Source organism: Rhodococcus sp. AQ5-07, from assembly GCF_009707305.1.
Classification (GTDB): domain Bacteria; phylum Actinomycetota; class Actinomycetes; order Mycobacteriales; family Mycobacteriaceae; genus Rhodococcus_F; species Rhodococcus_F erythropolis.
Genome location: NZ_CP046099.1, coordinates 3,940,184 through 3,953,159 on the forward strand (window position 1 = coordinate 3,940,184; position 12,976 = coordinate 3,953,159).

Here is a 12,976-nt window from a genome sequence, read left to right on the forward strand (position 1 = left end):
TCACTCCTCTTCCTTGGACGGAACGGCGGAGGTGGCCATTTCCGCAGCCGTCGCGATGAATGCGGCGGCGGCCGGGGATTGCTCGCCCGAGCGATAGACGATGCCGACGTCGCGTGTCAGCGGCGGATCGAAGGAGAAGGCGCAGACGTCTGTCATCTGCTGCTGTGCAACCCTTCTCGGCACGACAGTGGCGCCGATTCCGCGGCGAACCAGTTCCCACGTGGTCACAGGGTGGACACAGTCCACTACTACGTTCTCGGCGCCTTCGCTGAGTAGACCCCGGAACTGATTCGATTGATCACCGAGATCGACCACCAGCGGCAAACTGTGCAAGAGCGTTCGCGGAACCGGATCCGCCAACGGCGTTGCAAGCCGGCCGGACAACGACGCATGGGTGGCGAGTACCAACTCCTGAGCGGCAATCGGAGCCGTGACCAAACCTTCGTACCCGATACTCAGATCGCTGACGCCGACCTCGGCCGACCCTCGCCGCAACGCATTGTCGACCCCGGCCGGCCCGTAGGTGTCGAGGACGCGCACGACGATCTTCGGAAAGTTGGCCCGGAATCGACGAACTAACTCGACCATCGGATCGATGGAGAACGCCGAGTACGAGACGACGTCTACCCGGCCGAACTCGAGTTCGCGAACGGCGGTCACTTTAGCCTTCGCGCGCTCGACGTCGGCAAGGATTCTCCTGGCCGCGAGATCGAACGTGCGGCCCGCGTCGGTAAGAACCAACCGCCTACCGGTCCGATCGAACAGCGTGGCGCCGAGTCGACGCTCGAGCGTGCGAATTGCCTGTGACAGCGAGGGCTGCGAAATGTAGAGAGCCTGAGCGGCCTTCGTTATCCCACCGTGGTCGACGACAGCGACGAAGTAGGTAACGAAGTGCAGATCCACTCATCCATCATACGACCAGCGATCTGACGCTCACTCCACTCGAGTTAGCCCTGGTACGGCCCACTCTCCGGTGAAGACCGGCTCCCGCTTTTCCACGAAGGCACGAACCGCGTCGGTAGCATCCGTCGCAAAATTGACCGCTTGCGCCCTCGCCTCGTTGTCCAAGGCTTCCCGCAACGAGAGTGAAGTGTGATGTTCGAGCATGGCGGCAGACTGACTCAATGCGGCTGGCGGACCGTCAGCGAGCCGCTGCGCAAGCTTCGACGTGTGTTCGTCCAGTTCACCCGGCCCGACCAGATAGGTCACCAGCCCGAGCTCGTAGGCTTCCTGTGCGTCGATCGTCTCGGCGAGCATCACCAGTCGCTTCGCTTGCTGGAGGCCGACCAGTCTCGGCAGGATCCACGAACCCCCGAAGTCGACAGACAACCCCCGTTTGGCAAAGATCTGGCTGAACTTCGCACCCTTGGCTGCCACGACGAAGTCGCAGAGCAACGCCATGTTCCATCCGGCTCCGACGGCAAACCCGTCGACCTTCGCCACCAGAGGCTTGGGAAACTCACCCAGTGCGATGGCCGTTGCGTTGATGACACGCATGCGATCGAGCGGGTGCGACGAGCCGCGTTTGTCCAGATCGGAGCCCGCACAGAAGGTCCCGTCCGCGCCGGTCAGGATCACAGAGCGAATCTGCGAATCCTCTTGAAGTTCGAGGACTGCTTCACGTAGAGCGATCCAGGCGTCGAGATCGAGAGCGTTGCGGCGGTGCGGCCGACACAGAACAATCGTCGCGACAGCACCGTCACGTTCGATGCTTACGGCCGCGCGCTCGATCGTCTCGGCACTCATGAACCACTCCACACGGGAGAGCGCTTCTCGGCAAATGCCGTTGCACCTTCCTTGGCGTCACGTGAGGTGAAGACCGGATCGATGAATTCGCGTTGCGCGACAAAGGCATCCGGGTCGGTGTACTTGGCGGACATTGCCAGTACCTGCTTGGTCGCGCGAACAGCCAGTGGACCGTTTGCCGCTACTCGGGCCGCAAGCTCGCGTGCGACGGTCAGCGCCTGTCCAGGTTCGGCGAGCCGATTGACCAAGCCGTGATGATGCGCCACGGTGGCACTGAGCGGATCCCCCGTGATCGCGATTTCCATGGCCAACTGATACGGGAGGATCTTGGGCAGACGCAGAAGGCCACCGGCGGCCGCGGCAAGTCCCCGCTTCACCTCGGGCAAGCCGAATTTCGCGTCGGTGGACGCCACGATCAGATCGGCTGCCAACGCCAGTTCGCACCCGCCGGCGAGGGCCCACCCCTCGACGGCTGCGATCAGCGGCTTCGACGGCGGAGCCTCGGTCAGACCGGCAAAACCACGACCGGGCAGCGATGGCCGTTCCCCTCGCGCAAATCCCTTGAGATCCATACCAGCGCAGAAGGTTCCACCAGCTCCGGTCAGAATGCCGATGGTGAGATCGGCCCGTTCCTCGAACTCGTCGATGGCCGCAGCCAAGGCTTCGGCAAGTTCGAGATTGACCGCGTTCTTGGCCTCGGGACGATTGAGGGTGATGACGGCAACGCCCTCGGCGAAGTCGGTGAGCACGACGCTCATGTTCGGTTCCTACTTCCGTGATGAGATTCTTGAAAGGTCACTGCGCGCGAATGCTCCAGCGCACGGGTGTGCCGCCGGACGGTGTCACGATCTCCCGCTTGGCCAAAACAACGAGATGAGCATGGGTTTCGCGGACTGCCAAGCGAAGTAGTCGCGGCGACATCTGTTCGAACGGGCGAGACCAGGAGATCGTGCGTGAGAGTTCCCAGGCCGTGGATTCGGGCTCATCCTGAACCGCAGCCACGATCTCCGCCAATCGCTCCTCGTGGTGCCCCATCAATTGACGTGCACGATCGGCGATCCCACGGAATCGATATTCATGTGCCGGAAGCACTTCGCACTCGCCCAGTGTTGTCGTCGCCTCGAGCGAGAGAAGATAACGATGAAGCGGGTTCTCGAGTTCACCGGGAATCGTGGAGATGTTCGGGCTGATCCTCGGCAGCATGTGATCGCCGCTGAACAACAAGCCTCTGTCCTCTTCCACGAAGCAGAGATGTCCGGGAGTGTGCCCCGGTGTCCACTGAGCCCGGAGATTCCACCCGGGAAGATCGAGTGAATCACCATCTCCCAGAACAATGTCGATGGTTTCGTGCTCAGCGAACCGCACCAGGTCGACCCGAGACGCGTCGAGCACTTCGGCCGGTGCGCCGAGTTCGGACAATTGCAGGTTCCAGCCACTGATGTCGTCGCGGGTCTGCTCGGGACCGTGGTATCCGAGGAGCGTCGCGTCGGCCACGTGCATCGCAAGCGTTGCGCCGCTGACCTGCCGAAGACGCGGCGCCAGACCGAAGTGATCGGGATGCAGGTGCGTGATTGCCGCATAGCGCACTTCGGAAACGTGGTATCCGATCGATGCTATGCCGTCGACGAGAGCCTGCCACGACTGTTCGTGATCCCAACCGACGTCGATGAGGGCAAGTCCGTCGTCGAGCGCGAGTGCGTAGACGAGCACGTAACGCAAAGGGTTGTCCGGCATGGGAACAGGGATCGACCACAGTCCGTCCCGCACCTGTTCCACCGGTGGAAGGACTTTGTTCGCCCACGCCTCACGTTGTGCGACACCGACGTCTTCGGTCACGATCATGATGCTTCTCCGCTCGCGTTCAGCATGGTCCGCAGGCTCGACTTGAGCAGTTTCCCGCTCGCGTTGCGAGGCAAGGAGTCCACGAAATGGATCTGGCGAGGTTTCTTGTACGACGCCAACTTCGCTGTGCTGAACGCGATCAACTCGTCGACGCTCGGCACGTCGGCACCGTCGACCAGTTTGACCACCGCGGTGACGGATTCACCCCAGCGCTTGTCCGGAACCCCGACCACCGCGACCTCGGCAACCGAGGGGTGTTCGGCCAGAATGGATTCCACCTCGATCGGATAGACGTTCTCACCGCCGGTGATGATCATGTCCTTGAGGCGGTCGGTGACGAACAGATACCCCTCGTCGTCCAAATGGCCGGCGTCGCCTGTTCGGAGAAAGCCGTCCTGAGTGAACAATTCCGCGGTCTCTCGGTCACGTCGCCAGTACCCGCGAGTGTTGTTTCTGCTGCGCGCAACGATCTCACCGGATTTGTTGGGCGGCAATACCTCACCAGTTGTGACGTCTCGAATGGAGATCTCGACGCCGATCATCGGTTTTCCCGCCGAGCGGAGCAACTCCGAACGCGGACCGCTCACATGATGGTCGAAGGCACGAAGGACGGATACCGAACCCGTTGTCTCGGTCATCCCGTATCGCTGGACGAATTTGCAGTTCAAGACAGTCATCGCATGAGCGAGGAGTGCCGGAGTGATCGGCGACGCCCCATAGGCGACCACCTCCAGGCTGGTCAGATCGAAACTGTCGAGAGTGGGCAGATCTACCAGCGTCTGAATGACGGCAGGCACCAGAAATGCGTGGGTGACATGGTGAGTCGCGATGGCATCAGCGACCCGAGCCGGCGCCATGTCTCCGAGCAGCACCAATGGCACGCCGGCCGACAAGCACGTACTCATCCAGCCGGCGCCGGCGATGTGAAAGAGGGGAAGTGCGTCGAGTGCGACTGCATTCGAACCGAATTCGTAAACATCGAACCCCTCGGGCTCGTTGTACAGATTCCGGTGCGTGGCCACGACGCCCTTGGGCCGGCCGGTTGTCCCGGAGGTGTACAGCTGCAGAACTGCTGCGTCCGGATCGTGCCCCTGTCCGGGGTCGACGCCGTTACCGGAGGCCACGAACTCCGCCCAGGTTCGCGAATCCGGCAGGTCCCCTGCAGCTCCCACGGTTATGACCTCGATCTCCGGCAACGCTGCGGACATCGCCGCCGCCCCCGCGGCGAACTCGTCATCGACGATCAAGACGTCGAGCTCCGCATCCTCGGCGATGTCGACGAGTTCGAGTGGGTTGAGCCGCCAGTTCAACGGGATGAACACAGCGCCTGCCTTCGCACACGCGATGAAGGTTTCCGCACCTTCGAGCCCCATCCGCAGTAGCGCACCGACGCGAGCACCGGCTGCGGTCACTTCTGCCAGCGCGCTCGCCAAGGTACTGGTCTCGCCATCCAGCTCAGCCCATGTCAAAGTTCGGTCGCCGCACGTGATCGCCGGATCGGACGGCCGTGTCGACGCCGAGTGGCGTATCCGGTTGGGTAGGTGAAGCTCGCTCACATCACGCTCCTGTGTTCCAGGTACTCACCGAGCACGAACCGCGGTCGGTGGTACTGGAACAGTCGACCATCGCTATGGCCTGCGCCACAAAGACGAGAAGGCGCACAGAGCCATAGCTGAGACCTATGTCTGCAGGTCGCAGCAAGTCACCGCCGCCAAGGTCGGTCATCTGGGAGAATTTGCCAGATGCAGGCACCCGGGATGGACATACGCAGCGCGCAGTATCTCGTCGCCGTCGTCGATCACGGCAGCGTCACCGCCGCCGCGGACGTCCTGCGTATCTCGCAACCGTCACTCTCGCAGGCCGTACGCAACCTCGAACGAGCACTCGGAGCCACACTCTTCGAGCGCACCACTCGCGGTCTGGCTCCCACCACAGTCGGACTGGCAATTACCGATTCTGCACGTGCGTTGCTCGCCGACGTTGCTCGGGCCGAAGCCGCGGTGGCCGCAGTAACCGCTTTGCGCGCCGGCGAACTCGCCATAGCTGTTCAGTCCGATCTTGCCATCGACCCTGTCGCAGAGGTCGCCGGACGCCTCCATCTGACGGCGCCCGGAATTCGGTTCTCCACGAACGCCGTCCCGAACGCACAGGACGTGCGCGCGCTGGTCAGAGCGGGCACGTGTGAACTCGGGTTTCTCGAGACCCACCCGGGTACCGATGTCTCCGACGGGCTTCGAGAAATTGCCGTGAGTACCCAGGAAACGGTCTTGTCGATCCCCGTTCGCCTGGCCACAGACCTCCCCGATCCGGTTCCGCGCGCCGTGGTTGCGCGCCTGCAGATGGTGGTCGAGGCATCGACATTTCGGCGCGGGCGTTCGATCGACGGCGATCTGGAGCTCACCAACGTCGTCGTGGAAGTACCTGATCGCCTTGCCGTCCGGGAAATGGTCGGGCAAGGTGTAGGCGCCGCGCTGCTGCCCAGATCGATCGCCGAACAAGACTCCCCAGCATCTGAGGTTCGCTCGCTTCTCCCACCGATCACGCGGCAGACGATCTTGGTCTACCGCGACGGCCCGCTCTCGCCGGCCGGGTCTGCGTACATCGAGAACGTCTCCACACGTCACAAGCCGCCTACGAACAGCCTGCCCAACGGCGAGAGCGTCTCCGGATCGAACTCGATGCCGTAATTCAGTGAGATCGCCGGCTCCACCGGAAATATCTCCGCGCCGGACGCGACCGATCTCTCGGCCAACGAACGCTCCATGAATGCCATGCCCAAACCCGCAAAGACGAACGCGCCGACGGTCTCCCGCTGCGCCAACTCCGTCGACATCCGAGTCCGGGCCCCGGCGGCCTGCAGAGACGACTCGATGGCAAGCCGAGCCCGCGAGTGTTTGAGCACACCCACCACGGGGAGATCGGGCAATGCCGTCAATGACACCGGCTCTCCCGCAGCGGGTTTAACACCATTCGGCCAGACGTCAGGATGAACCCCCGACGGCACTGCCAGCCAGTATTCGTTCACCCCGATCACTTTCGTGGACAGCGCCGACATGTCGGGTGGCCAATAGCTGAAGACCACCTCGCATGCGCCGTCTGCCAACACCTGCTCAGACGTTGCGCCCTGCGGCAGTTCACCGACCCGAACGGTCACAGCAGGCCACCGCTCACGAAAGTCCGCCACGATGCGTGCGATCGGACCTTCGAGACCATGTGCCGCGGAGCAGATGTCGAGCCGCCCACGAGGCTCGTCGGCCGTCCCGGTCGCGACATTGAATGCGGCCGCACTGCTGCGCATCATCTGCCTCGCCGGCCCTACCAACGCCCGACCTGCCGCCGTCAGAACCAAACCGCGACCGACACGGTGAAACAATTCGACTCCGAGTTCACGCTCGAGACCACGAATACCCTGCGACAGCGACGGCTTGGTGACCGACAGATTCTGCGCAGCCGTCGACAAGGACTCCCCACCAGCAACGGCAAGGAAGTACTCGATCTGACGTAGGTCCACGCCATCGACTTTGCCATAAGCGCAGCCGACAGTACCGCCGGCAAGCGCGGACGGTGTTCATACACGCTTCACTAGTCGGACATACAGGACACACCTTTTTCTACCCGGCGCCACCTAGCGTAATTGGTCCAGACCAATTACGGATGGGTCTGAACCACCGCGTCGAAGACAAGGAATCCTCGTGAGACGTACGACCATCGCGATAGCAGCCGTGACCGCGGCTCTCGCCGTTCCCGGCATCGCCCCCGCCGAATCCCAAGCCGAACCCAGCTGGGGCAGTTCGTCCTTCGAATGGGGTAGCTCTTCGGGCGAGAACAACACGCCGCCCGCAGCGCCCGGCGTCAGCGTCCCCGGCGGACGGTACGAGCACCCTGTCGATCTGACCTTCACCGCCGAGCGCGGCGCCACCGTCCGCTACACCTTGGACGGAACGACACCCACCACCGACAGCCAAGCTGCCACACCGGGACGTCCGCTGCAGATCGCACAGGACACCAACGTCACTGTCGCCGCTTTCCGCGGCGATCACGCGAGCGCGGCCGTCTCGTTCGGCTACCTGATCAAGACCTCGGAGAAGCCGCTGGCTCAGGTCGTCGTGATGTCCGACGTCCACGTCGGCGACCACGCGAACAACGACAAGAAGTACGAAAGCTTTTTCGACACAATCGGTTCCATCTTCCCGAAACCCGACGCGATCCTCTCCAACGGCGACATGATCAACGACAACGGAGACGGCAAGGGGCCTGACCACAAGATCGTCGCAGAAATCTTCCAGGCAAACCTCGCCAGGAAGGGCATGAACGACACACAACTCCTGATCTCCAACGGCAATCACGATGCAAGTCTCGCGGCGATCAGAGCCGGATATCCGGCGGAGTGGTTCCCGGATTCCGGTGGCGGATACTACGAGTCCGACGTCAGCGGTGTCCATCTCTTCACGGTCAACACCGAGACATACAACAATGATTCAGCGCAACGTAGTTGGCTGAAGTCCCGCCTGACCGAAATCACCGCGGAGTCCGGGAACCTGACCAAGCCGATCCTGGTCCAGGGACACCGACCGGCAAGCAACACAGCCATGGACGGCCAGCAGGCGTCGAACCCTCGACTGACCGAAGACTTGAGCGCCTTCCCTCAGGCAATCTTCTTCTCCGGGCACTCGCACCTGAACAACAACGACGACCGGTCGATCCATCAACGCGACTTCACGGCGGTCAACGACGGCTCGATGTCGTACATCGAAATCGATCACGGCTACCAGATGGTGACCGAGTCCGGTCTCGCGAACCGTTTCGAATCACCCACTGCCCAAGCGCTCTTCGTGGAGGTCTACCAGGACCGCACGGAAATCAACCGCATCAACATGGCGGCAGACAAGCACGACATCTACACCGGAGGCGCGTGGTCAGCCAACTGGCAGCCGCCGTACTCGAGCGCGGGCACGCTGAGCGGTTCGGGGTGGACGGTCGAACTCGACGGGTCGACCAACCAGCAGATCAAGGACAACTTCCGCTACACCTCGGGTGCACGAAACACGAATGCACCGGAATTCACCACGGCCACCCCACTCTCGGTGAGCACCGGAGCGAACGGTGAAACTGCGCTACGGATCGCGCAGGCGAAGGACGACCAGATGGTCCATCACTATGCCGTCGAGATCACGGACACAGCCACCGGAGCGAAGGTGGTCTCGTCGAAGGTGCTCTCCGACTTCTACTTCATGCCACGGCCGAACAGCCTCGACATTCCGATTCCCGATGCCGCAGCGGGCACCGCATACGAAGCCCGCGTCGAAGCCGTTGACGCATACGGCAACCGGTCACCGGTGACAACCCTGGCCTTCACCCGCTGACCCGACACGACAAAGCGGCACCGCGCATGTTCGCGGTGCCGCTTCTCGGCTCAGTTGTACGTGCGAAGCAGGCCCTTGCTGATGATCTGCTTCTGGATGTCGCTGGTGCCTTCACCGATCAGAAGGAACGGCGCCTCACGCATCAACCGCTCGATCTCGTATTCCTTGGAGTAGCCGTATCCACCATGGATACGGAAGCTGTCCTGCGTGACCTCCGAGCAGAATTCACTCGCCAGATACTTCGCCATACCCGCTGCGACGTCGTTGCGCTCACCCGAGTCCTTGAGCCTGGCAGCGTTGACCATCATCAGATGCGCCGCTTCGACTTTGGTGCCCATTTCGGCGATCCGGAACGCGATGGCCTGATGCTCGGCGATCGGCTTACCGAACGTCTCGCGCTGCTTGGCGTAGGTGACAGCCAGTTCGAAAGCGCGCTGGGCGATTCCGCACGCACGCGCGGCGACGTTGACCCGGCCGACCTCGACGCCGTCCATCATGTGCCGAAATCCCAAGCCGGGAATGCCACCGAGGACCTCTTCGGCTCCGATCTCGAAGCCGTCGAAAATCATCTCCGTGGTGTCGATTCCCTTGTAGCCCATCTTCTCGAGCTTGCCCGGAATGGTCAGGCCCGGGAGTACCTCGCCGAAACCTGCGGGCTTCTCGATCAATATCGTCGTCAGATTGTTGTGCGGCTTCTCCGCGCCCTCGTCCGACTTGACGAGGACTGCCACCAACGTCGACGAACCACCGTTGGTCAGCCACATCTTCTGGCCGGTGATCACGTAATCGCCGGACTCCGTACGCTTCGCCTTGGTCGATATGGCAGCAACATCGGAACCCAGGGCCGGTTCCGACATGGAAAATGCGCCGGTGAGTTCCCCGGACGCCAGACGTGGCAGGTACTTCGCCTTCTGTTCCGGCGTCCCGTGCGCGGAGATCATGTGAGCCACGATGAAATGCGTGTTGATGACGCCGGACACGCTCATCCATCCACGGGCCAGCTCTTCGACGCAAAGCGCGTAGGTGAGCAATGATTCGCCGATACCCCCGTACTCGGGGTCGATGGTCAGTCCGAACAGACCCATGTCCTTCATCTGCTTGACGATGTCGGTCGGGTACGTATCGGAGTGTTCGAGCTCCTGCGCCGCGGGGATGACCACACGATCGACGAACTCGCGTACCGCCCCGACGATGTCGCTCTGGGTCTCGGTCAATCCCGCCGTCTGCGCCAAACGAGTCACTGTTCCACCTGTCTGTCGGTACTTCGTGCTCTCCTGTCGACGAAACTGATTCGACTCCAGGAACTTTCACCCCACCGCGACATGTGTGCGGCAGAGACGCTGCATCCATTCAATCCCCGAACGGTATATGTGTCAAAGTCGATTTCGCATACGAACCGTATGGCGGAAACTATGTCCGAACAGGTCGTTCCTGCTGTTGACAACCGCGCCACGCGTGCTGGATATTCGAGTGGCCAGGTCGCTATGGGGCCCTTCGATCGGCCCGTTCACGCGACGCATTCCCCACCTCTCCTCGAGACAGGCGCATTCCATGCACGACGCAGTCATCTGTGAACCCGTTCGCACCCCGGTGGGCGGATTCGGCGGAGTCTTCAAGGACGTTCCCGTCACCACTCTCGCCAGCACTGTTGTGCGTGGCCTCGTCGAACGAACCGGCATTGCGTCCACCGATGTCGACGACGTCATCTTCGGTCAGGGTTACGCCAACGGAGAGGCCGCGGCCATCGGACGAATCGCGGCACTCGACGCCGGTCTGGACGTGTCCGTTCCCGGAATACAACTCGATCGCCGTTGCGGTTCGGGATTGCAGGCGATCATCTACGCCGCGATGCAGGTACAGACCGGGATGAGTGATCTGGTCATCGCCGGCGGCGCCGAGAGCATGAGCGGAACCGAGTTCTACTCCACCGATATGCGTTGGGGCACAAAGCGCCCTTCGGTCGAGTTCCACGACCGATTGGCCAAACCGCGCACGAACTCCGGCGGAGTCAACTTCCCGGTCGAAGGCGGCATGATCGAGACCGCCGAAAACTTGCGCCGGGAGTACTCGATCACCCGCGACGAGCAGGACCGATACGCGGTGCGATCGCACGAACGGGCCGTTCATGCCCAGGACAGCGGGTATTTCGACGACGAGACCATTCCCGTTTCGGTGCGCGGGCGCCGTGGTGAGCAGACAGTCGTCACTCGCGACGAGCATCCACGCCGAGGGATTCAGCTGTCCGATCTTGCTGCACTGCGCCCCATTCGAGGTCGAGTCGACCCCGAAGCCACAGTCACCGCCGGAAACGCCTGCGGCCAGAACGACGCCGGAGCCGCGGCCATCGTCACCACTGCGGCCAACGCCGAACGCCTTGGCCTGCGACCGTTCGCGAAACTGGTCAGCTGGGGTGTGGCGGGTGTGGAGCCGAACCGGATGGGCATCGGACCGGTGCCTGCCGTGGCGAAAGCTCTCTCCCGTGTCGATCTGTCGCTCGACGACATCGACCTCATCGAAGTCAACGAGGCATTCGCCGCACAGGTTCTCGCGTGCGCCAAGGCTTGGGGATTGAGCGCGCAGGACATCGAGGAGCGCTTCAACGTCAACGGTTCCGGGATCTCGCTCGGACATCCTGTCGGTGCCACCGGTGGGCGGATCCTCGCCAATCTGCTGCGCGAACTCGACCGGCGCCAGGGACGGTACGGGATCGAGACCATGTGTATCGGTGGCGGACAAGGGATTGCAGCGGTGTTCGAGAACCTGCGACGCTAGAAGCGTTAACCGATCGATCCGTCGCGGCGAAGGTCCGCGATCTGGTCTCCCGTACGCCCCAACTCGGCCAGCAGAGAATCCGTCTGCTGGCCGAGTGCCGGAACGTCACCCATGCGCATTTCGACGTCCGAGTACGTCATCGGAGGCAGCACGGCATCGATCGGTCCGTTTTCGGTGCCCACGGACCTCCACCTGGCACGCTTCTCCAACTGCGGATGTTCCAGTAGACCGGCCATGTCGTTGAGTGCAGCGGCCGGGACACCGGCGGCGGCAAGGCGTTGATCCAGATCTGCCGTCGAATACAGACGAGTCAGGGAACCCACCAATTCGTCTACCTCGCCGCGATTTTCGACGCGCACGATGTTGGTGGAAAAGCGCGGATGGTCGACCAGATCCTCTCGCTCGAACACGTCCACCATCAGTGCACGCCATCCACGATCGTTCTGGACGCCGATCAGGATCTCGCCGTCGGCCGTGGGATACGAATCGTAGGGAACGATCGCCGCATGGCCGAGACCGACCCGCGGAATCTGCTTGTCCGCATACATTTTCATGTACATCGGATGCCCGAGCCACTCGACGGTGGAATCGAACATCGAGACCTCGACGAGCGCTCCCTTACCCGTTCGCTCTCTACGGAACAGGGCGCTCAGAATCGAAGTCAGCGCGTACATTCCTGCGGCGATGTCCGAGACCGGGATACCCGTCTTGGTGGCCGTCTCCGGTGTGCCTGTCACGGAGATCATTCCGGTCTCGGCTTGGACCAGCATGTCGTACGCCTTGCGCTCGCGCCGCGGGCCGGCACTGCCGTAGCCGGACATGTCGATCACGATGAGCCGTGGGTATTTATCGCGCAGTTCCTCCGCGCCGAACCCCAGTCTCGCGGCAGCGTCGGGAGCCAGGTTCTGCAGGAACACATCGGCTCGCGCGACCAGATCGAGAAGGATCTGCCGGCCGGCTTCCGACTTCACATCGACGGCGATCGATTCCTTGGAACGATTGAGCCACACGAAGTGTGATGCCTGACCGTGAACCGCCTGGTCGTAGTGACGCGCGAAGTCACCCTCGCCGACGCGTTCTATCTTGATCACCCGCGCACCCATGTCCGCGAGATGTCTGGTGGCGAGCGGTGCCGCCACCGCCTGTTCGAGTGCAACTACGGTGATTCCGTCGAGCGGAAGATCCGAGTTCGGCTGTCCCATGTCAGTAGTCACCCCAGAAGTTTTACACCCAGAATTCTCACACTCTGAATT

At 62.3% G+C, this 12,976-nt stretch carries 11 protein-coding genes; 3 read left to right on the top strand and 8 right to left on the bottom strand.

The window, feature by feature from the left end:
- The 5 genes from GJB56_RS18245 to GJB56_RS18265 are packed head-to-tail and all read right to left on the bottom strand — an operon-like array spanning position 1 to position 5,144.
- Entirely contained in the window at positions 1-903 is a 903-nt protein-coding gene (locus GJB56_RS18245) for a LysR family transcriptional regulator (RefSeq protein WP_113682595.1), read from the bottom strand.
- 30 nt (positions 904-933) lie between these two features.
- Complete coding sequence (locus GJB56_RS18250) at positions 934-1,746, bottom strand: enoyl-CoA hydratase/isomerase family protein (protein ID WP_113682876.1); 813 nt, start codon at positions 1,744-1,746, stop codon at positions 934-936.
- Positions 1,743-2,504, bottom strand: coding sequence for a crotonase/enoyl-CoA hydratase family protein (locus GJB56_RS18255; protein ID WP_020909221.1), 762 nt, complete (start codon positions 2,502-2,504; stop codon positions 1,743-1,745). Before GJB56_RS18255 ends, GJB56_RS18250 begins: the two co-directional genes overlap by 4 nt.
- Before the next feature lie 37 nt (positions 2,505-2,541).
- Complete coding sequence (locus GJB56_RS18260) at positions 2,542-3,588, bottom strand: MBL fold metallo-hydrolase (protein WP_003940131.1); 1,047 nt, start codon at positions 3,586-3,588, stop codon at positions 2,542-2,544.
- Positions 3,585-5,144 carry a long-chain-fatty-acid--CoA ligase gene (locus tag GJB56_RS18265; protein ID WP_113682596.1) on the bottom strand — a complete coding sequence of 520 codons (1,560 nt, stop codon included), beginning with the start codon at positions 5,142-5,144 and terminating at the stop codon, positions 3,585-3,587. The genes GJB56_RS18260 and GJB56_RS18265 overlap by 4 nt, the downstream gene beginning before the upstream one ends.
- 186 nt (positions 5,145-5,330) lie before the next feature.
- On the opposite strand from GJB56_RS18265, the gene GJB56_RS18270 reads away from it, so the two are divergent.
- Positions 5,331-6,275, top strand: coding sequence for a LysR family transcriptional regulator (locus GJB56_RS18270; RefSeq protein WP_113682597.1), 945 nt, complete (start codon positions 5,331-5,333; stop codon positions 6,273-6,275).
- On the opposite strand, the gene GJB56_RS18275 is transcribed toward GJB56_RS18270, so the two are convergent.
- On the bottom strand, positions 6,209-7,099 hold the full coding sequence (locus GJB56_RS18275) for a LysR family transcriptional regulator (RefSeq protein WP_021331928.1): 891 nt from the start codon (positions 7,097-7,099) through the stop codon (positions 6,209-6,211). The genes GJB56_RS18270 and GJB56_RS18275 overlap by 67 nt on opposite strands.
- A 181-nt stretch (positions 7,100-7,280) precedes the next feature.
- Here GJB56_RS18275 and GJB56_RS18280 point away from each other — a divergent pair, with 181 nt between their 5' ends.
- The gene (locus GJB56_RS18280; protein WP_060937946.1) at positions 7,281-8,951 is read left to right on the top strand and encodes a chitobiase/beta-hexosaminidase C-terminal domain-containing protein; all 1,671 of its coding nucleotides are present in this window, start codon (positions 7,281-7,283) and stop codon (positions 8,949-8,951) included.
- 50 nt (positions 8,952-9,001) lie between these two features.
- On the opposite strand, the gene GJB56_RS18285 is transcribed toward GJB56_RS18280, so the two are convergent.
- Positions 9,002-10,192: an acyl-CoA dehydrogenase family protein gene (locus GJB56_RS18285; RefSeq protein WP_069145558.1), complete on the bottom strand. Its 1,191-nt coding sequence runs from the start codon at positions 10,190-10,192 to the stop codon at positions 9,002-9,004.
- 310 nt (positions 10,193-10,502) lie between these two features.
- Between GJB56_RS18285 and GJB56_RS18290 the strand changes: the two genes are divergently transcribed.
- Complete coding sequence (locus tag GJB56_RS18290; protein ID WP_020909227.1) at positions 10,503-11,723, top strand: acetyl-CoA C-acetyltransferase; 1,221 nt, start codon at positions 10,503-10,505, stop codon at positions 11,721-11,723.
- A gap of 5 nt (positions 11,724-11,728) precedes the next feature.
- On the opposite strand, the gene GJB56_RS18295 is transcribed toward GJB56_RS18290, so the two are convergent.
- Positions 11,729-12,925: a CaiB/BaiF CoA transferase family protein gene (locus GJB56_RS18295; RefSeq protein WP_069145556.1), complete on the bottom strand. Its 1,197-nt coding sequence runs from the start codon at positions 12,923-12,925 to the stop codon at positions 11,729-11,731.
- Between the last annotated feature and the right edge of the window lie 51 nt (positions 12,926-12,976).

Bases quoted from the DNA above. Each gene is read 5' to 3' on its own strand.
- GJB56_RS18250 (WP_113682876.1), bottom strand. From the start codon at position 1,746: ATGAGTGCCGAGACGATCGAGCGCGCGGCCGTAAGCATCGAACGTGAC.
- GJB56_RS18255 (WP_020909221.1), bottom strand. From the start codon at position 2,504: ATGAGCGTCGTGCTCACCGACTTCGCCGAGGGCGTTGCCGTCATCACC.
- GJB56_RS18290 (WP_020909227.1), top strand. From the start codon at position 10,503: ATGCACGACGCAGTCATCTGTGAACCCGTTCGCACCCCGGTGGGCGGA.
- GJB56_RS18270 (WP_113682597.1), top strand. From the start codon at position 5,331: ATGCAGGCACCCGGGATGGACATACGCAGCGCGCAGTATCTCGTCGCC.
- GJB56_RS18295 (WP_069145556.1), bottom strand. From the start codon at position 12,925: ATGGGACAGCCGAACTCGGATCTTCCGCTCGACGGAATCACCGTAGTT.
- GJB56_RS18260 (WP_003940131.1), bottom strand. From the start codon at position 3,588: ATGATCGTGACCGAAGACGTCGGTGTCGCACAACGTGAGGCGTGGGCG.